General features: G+C 75.0%; 3 protein-coding genes and 1 pseudogene. 2 read left to right on the top strand and 2 right to left on the bottom strand.

What is annotated here, in order from left to right; all coding sequences use genetic code 11:
• Window positions 1-3,191: AfsR/SARP family transcriptional regulator (locus ETD96_RS40690; RefSeq protein WP_138641815.1), on the bottom strand; the 3,191-nt coding region annotated here is incomplete at its 3' end.
• Between the two features lie 148 nt (window positions 3,192-3,339).
• On the opposite strand from ETD96_RS40690, the gene ETD96_RS40685 reads away from it, so the two are divergent.
• Both ETD96_RS40685 and ETD96_RS47275 read left to right on the top strand, forming a co-directional pair.
• Entirely contained in the window at window positions 3,340-3,933 is a 594-nt protein-coding gene (locus ETD96_RS40685) for an NADPH-dependent FMN reductase (RefSeq protein ID WP_138641814.1), read from the top strand.
• Between the two features lie 37 nt (window positions 3,934-3,970).
• Window positions 3,971-5,200 (top strand): annotated as a pseudogene (locus tag ETD96_RS47275) (MFS transporter); the annotation flags it as partial.
• 84 nt (window positions 5,201-5,284) lie between these two features.
• Here ETD96_RS47275 and ETD96_RS48335 read toward each other — a convergent pair.
• Complete coding sequence (locus ETD96_RS48335; protein WP_420884835.1) at window positions 5,285-5,389, bottom strand: hypothetical protein; 105 nt, start codon at window positions 5,387-5,389, stop codon at window positions 5,285-5,287.
• Window positions 5,390-5,434 lie beyond the last annotated feature (45 nt).

Genomic DNA, 5,434 nt, shown 5'->3' with positions numbered 1-5,434 from the left:
GGGTGCGGCCGGGGGCGGGATGCGGCTTGGGCTTCGGCGAAGGCGTCTTCTCCTAGGACGGATCTCGCTGCGGACGCGATGCGGTCGACGTCAGCGCGTTCTTCGGGCGGCAGAGGGGCGCCTACGGATTCGCGGAGGGCGGCGGCTTCGCCGAGGAGGCGGGCTGCTTCTTCCGGGGCGCCTCTCAGGGCCGCCGCGCCGGCCAGTCCTTCGAGGGCGAGCGCGATCGCCCTGGGGTCGCCGATGTTCTGTGCGACGGTGAGGGCCTCCCGGTGGAGTTCCTCGGCCGCCGCGGCGTCCCCTCGCTGCTCGGCGGTGAAGCCGAGTTCGGCCAGGCCGAGCGCGATGCCCGGTGCGTACCGCACCTCGCGTGCGCGGGCGAGGGCGTCGCGCATGTGGGCTTCGGCGTCGTCGAGACGGCCCGCGCGGCGGGCGGTGAGGGCCAGGCCGGTGAGGGCGAACGCCTCGCCGGGACGGTAGCCGTGCTCGGCGGCGAGCGTCCTGCCCCGCTCGTGGCGCCGGTCCGACTCGGCGTGGTCGCCGGCCAGCAGGGCGATCCGGCCGAGCCCGGACTGGAGCAGCGAGACCTGGAGCCACAGCCCGAGCTCCCCGGCCAGCCGGAGCCCGTCGCGGCAGAGGCCGGCGGACCTGCGGTGGTCGCCCCTGATCTCCGCGAGCCGGCCGAGCAGTTCGACGGCCCGGACCCGCCCCCACCGCTCGCCCAGCTCCTCGAAGATCGCCAGGCTCTCCTCCCCGGACCGTTCGAGCGCGCCGAGATCGCCGCGGACGAGCGCGTGGTTGGCCTCGGTGGCCAGGGCCGCGGCGGTGCCCCAGCGGTCGCCGAGCCGCCGGAACACCGGCAGGGCCCGCTCCACCAGGTCCCGGCTGAGGTTCAGGTCGCCGGCGCCGAGCAGCACGTCGCTGAGGAACCACTCCGCCCTGGCGCGTTCGCCCGGATCGGCGATGGCCTCTGAGGGCGTGCGGACGTCCGCCGTACGGCCGCCGAGGAGTTCCAGGCCGGTCTGCCATGCCTCGGCCCTTGCCCTCGTCGCGGTGGGGGCTTCGGCCTGGATGTCCAGTGCCATCGCGAACGCGCGCCGTCCCTCGCCGATCCTGCCGCGCAGGAACCAGTACCAGGCCAGCGCGTTGACCAGCCGCAGCGCGCGGCCGGCGTCGCGCCGCCGCACCGCCTCCTCCAGCGCGCCGCGCAGGTTGGCGTGCTCGGCGTCCAGGCGCCGCAGCCAGCGCCGCTGGTCGGGGCCGTGGAGCTGCGGCTCCGCGCGTTCGGCCAGTGCGACGTGAAAGGTCAGGTGCCGGAAGCGGATCCGCTCGGTCTCGCCGGCCTCCTCCAGCCGGTCCAGGGCGTAGGCCGCGACCGATTCCAGCAGCCGGTAGCGGGCCTGGCCCGGTCCGCCGGCCCGGACCACCATCGAGCGGTCGACGAGGCGGGCCAGCAGGTCGAGGACGTCCTCGGGCGGGATGTCTCCGCCGTCCGCGCAGACCTCCTCCGCCGCCTCCAGCGTGCAGCCCTCGTGGTGCACCGCGAGCCGCCGCAGGACGAGGCGCTCGGGCCCGGACAGCAGCTCCCAGCTCCAGTCGATCATCGCGCGCAGGGTCCGCTGCCGTGCCGGGGTGCCGCGGTGTCCCGAGGAGAGCAGCCGGAACCGGTCGTCCAGCCGTTCGGCCAGGTCGTGGACGTCCAGCGCGCGCAGTCGGGTGGCCGCCAGCTCCAGGGCCAGCGGGACGCCGTCCAGCCGGCGGCAGATCGCGGCGACCGCGCGGGCGTTGGCGGTGTCGATCGCGAACCCCGGGACGGCGGCCGCCGCGCGCGCCTCGAACAGCCGGACGGCGCTGAACCTGCGGAGGCTCGCGGGCCCGTGGTCGGCGGGCGCGTGGGGCGCCTGCAGCGGCGGGACGGGCCAGACCGACTCCCCCGCGAGCCCCAGCGGCTCCTGGCTGGTGGCGAGGATCCGCAGCTCCGGCGCCGCCCGCAGGAGCCGCTCGCCCAACGCGGCGACGTCGTCGATCACGTGCTCGCAGTTGTCCAGGACGAGCAGTGCCCGGCGGGTCCGCAGCGCGTCGGCGAGCCGGGCGGCCGGGTCGGCGGGCGCGCCGGAACACGGCAGGCCGGGGGCGGTGTCGTCGCGGATGTCGAGCGCGGCGGTCACGGTCTCCACGAGCCGGTGGCCCCCCGATGCCTCGGCCGTGCGGTCGAGTCCGGCCAGCTCGACGAGCCACACGCCGTCCGTGTGGTCGGCCGCGGCCCGCGCAGCGGTCTCCAGGGCGAGCCGCGTCTTGCCGACACCGCCGGGGCCGGTGAGCGTGACCAGCCGGGCCGACCTCAGCACCGCCTGGACCTGGACCACCGCCTCGTCGCGCCCGATCAGCTCGCTGATCTGCGCCGGGAGGTTCGTCTGCGGCGGCGCCGTGGGCGCGGCGGCCAGGGCGGGGTCCTGGGCGAGGATCCGCCGGTGCAGTTCGGCGATCTCCGGCCCGGGGTCCAGGCCGAGTTCCTCGCGCAGCCGCGCCCGGAGGTCGGTGTAGGTCTTGAGGGCGTCGCTCTGCCGTCCGGTGGCGTACAGGGCGCGCATGTACGCGGAGCGGAGGCGTTCGCGCAGCGGATGGCGTTCGACCAGGTCGCCCAGCTCGCCGGCGAGCGCGCCCTGCTCGCCGGCCTCCAGGTGCGCCTCCGCCCGTTCCTCCAGGGCGGTGAGGCGCTGCTCCTCCAGGAGCGCCGCCACCGGGCGCGCGAACTCGGCGTCGGCGAAGTCGGCGAAGGCCGGCCCGCGCCACAGTTCCAGCGCCTCGGTCAGCAGGCCCGCCCGTGACCGCGGGTCAGCGGCTTCGCGCGCCCGCGCCAGCAGCGCGGTGAACCGCGTCGCGTCGACGGACTCGGGGGCCGCCCGGAGCCGGTAGCCCAGGGCGTCCTCGAAGGACACCAGTTCCCGGGCGCCGGGCTCGGCCTCGTCCAGGGCGCGGCGCAGCTGCGAGACCTTGACCTGCAGTGCCCCGGACGGGTTGCGGGGCGGTGCGTCGCCCCACAGGTCGTCGATCAGCCGGTCCACCGGCACCGGCCGCCCCTCGTGCCCGATCAGGACGGCCAGCAGCGCGCGGACCTTGGCCCCGCGCACCGCCACGGGGGCGCCGCCGGCCGTCCATACCTCCAGCGGCCCGAGCACCCCGAATCGCATGCCCCCACGATATCGGCCGCTTTCCCTCGGGATCGGCCCGCTTACGCCGGCCCGCCGGCGGCGGAAAGCGCGCGGTAAGTGCCGGATAAGCACCGGTCGCCATGCTCGCCCCACCGAGCCGTATAGGAAGTTTCGAAGGGAGAGCACGATGACCCCGACCGGGCCGCTGAACATCGCCGTCATCGTCGGCAGCGTCCGGGACCGCCGGTTCGGCCCCACGGTGGCCGCATGGTTCGCCGGGGAGGCCGCCCGGCGCCCCGCCCTCCGCCTCGACGTCGTCGACCTCGCCGAGACGGCCCTGCCCGAAGTGCTCCCCGCCGACGGCGCGGGGACGTCCGAGGCGCCCGAACCGGTACGGCGGCTGGGAGAACGGCTGGACCGGGCCGACGCGTTCGTCGTCGTGACGCCCGAGTACAACCGCAGCTTCCCCGCCTCGCTCAAGACGGCCATCGACTGGTACGTGGACGAATGGCAGGCCAAACCGGTCGGCTTCGTCTCCTACGGCGGAGTCTCCGGCGGCCTGCGCGCCGTCGAGCACCTCCGGCAGGTCTTCGCCGAACTCCACGCCGTCACCGTCCGCAACACGGTCAGCTTCCACTCCTGCCGGGACAGGTTCGACGACCGCGGCCGCCCGATCGACGCGGCCGGTTGCCGTGCGGCGGCCGAGAGCCTGCTCGACCAGCTGACCTGGTGGGCCCGCGCCCTGCGCCACGCCCGCGCCGAACGCCCCTACGCGGCGTGACCCAAGCCTCGCCCCGAACCCTTCTGAGGAGACCGCGATGTCATCGCGCAAGAAGCCCGCCACCGGCGGCCGTCCGCGCTGGAGCCTCGGCCTGCTGGCCTTCTCCAGCCTGATCACTTCGCTCGACTTCACCATCGTGTACGTGGCGCTTCCCGACATCGCCCGCGATGTGGGGCTGTCCGGTCACGCCACCCAGTGGGTGGTCAGCGCCTACGCCATCTTCTTCGGCGGCTTCCTGCTGCTGGGCGGCCGCTCGGCCGACCTGCTGGGCCGCCGCCGCATGTTCGTCCTGGGCATGCTCCTGTTCGGCGGTGCGTCGCTGCTGGGCGGGCTGGCCACCTCGCCCGCGACGCTCATCGCCGCGCGGGCGCTCCAGGGGATCGGCGGCGCCGTCCTGTTCCCGGCCACGCTCTCGCTGGTCACCACCAGGTTCACCGAAGGCCCCGAGCGCGTCCGGGCTCTGGCCGTGTGGGCCATGGCCGGCGCGGGCGGGCTGAGCCTCGGCGCCCTGCTCGGCGGTGTGCTGACCCACGCGTTCGGCTGGGAGGCGGTGTTCGTCGTGAACGTGCCGCTGGTCGTGGCCGGCACCGCCGGCGCGTTCGTCCTGCTCGACCCGGACGGCCCGCGCGAACGGCGGCGCGGATTCGACATCCCCGGCGCCCTGACCGGCACGGCCGGGCTGACCCTCCTCGTCTTCGCCATCGCCCAGGGCACCGAGACTGGCTGGGCCACGGCCCCCGTCCTCACCTCCGGCGTCCTCGCCGTGGCGCTGCTGGCCGCGTTCGTCGTCATCGAGGCCCGCACCCGGCACCCGCTGATGCCGCTGCGGCTGTTCGCCAACCGCAACCTCCGCGCCGGACTGCTGGTGATCCTCGCCTTCGGCATCACCATGCAGAACCTGGTCTACTTCCTCACCCTGTACTTCCAGGACGTGCTCGGCTACACGGCGCTCCAGGGAGGGCTGGCCTTCCTGACCCTCTCGCTGGTGATCGGCATCGCCAACGTCGTCGCCGAACGGCTGATCATCCGCTTCGGCGCCCGGCCGACCCTGATCACCGCCCTGCTGCTCGGCTCCGCCGGCGGCGCACTGATGGCCGCGGGCATGCGCACCGACGGCTCGTACTGGACGATCCTCGCCGGGCTGATCGTCTACGGCGCCGGCATGGGGACGATCTACCCGACCATGTTCGGCACCTCCGGCAACGGCGTGGCCGACGAGGACCAGGGCGCCGCCGGGGGCATGGCCAACACCGCCCTCCAGATCGGCACCAGCGTGGGCCTGGCCATCCTCGTCGGCGTCTCCACCTCCGGGCTCACCGACCTGACCGGCGAGGCACTGCGCGCCGCAACCTCAGACGGCCTGCGCGACGCGGTCTACGTCGCGGCCGCTCTGACCCTCGCGGGCATCCTCGGCCACGCCGACAGCGGCGGTGCCGGTGTCCTGGCACATGGGCAGGACGCCGCCGGACGCGATGCCCGCGTTCTTCAGCAGGTCCAGGGC

The organism is Actinomadura geliboluensis (genome assembly GCF_005889745.1).
In the GTDB taxonomy this organism is placed as follows: domain Bacteria; phylum Actinomycetota; class Actinomycetes; order Streptosporangiales; family Streptosporangiaceae; genus Spirillospora; species Spirillospora geliboluensis.
This window is presented reverse-complemented; position numbering and strand designations above follow the sequence as displayed.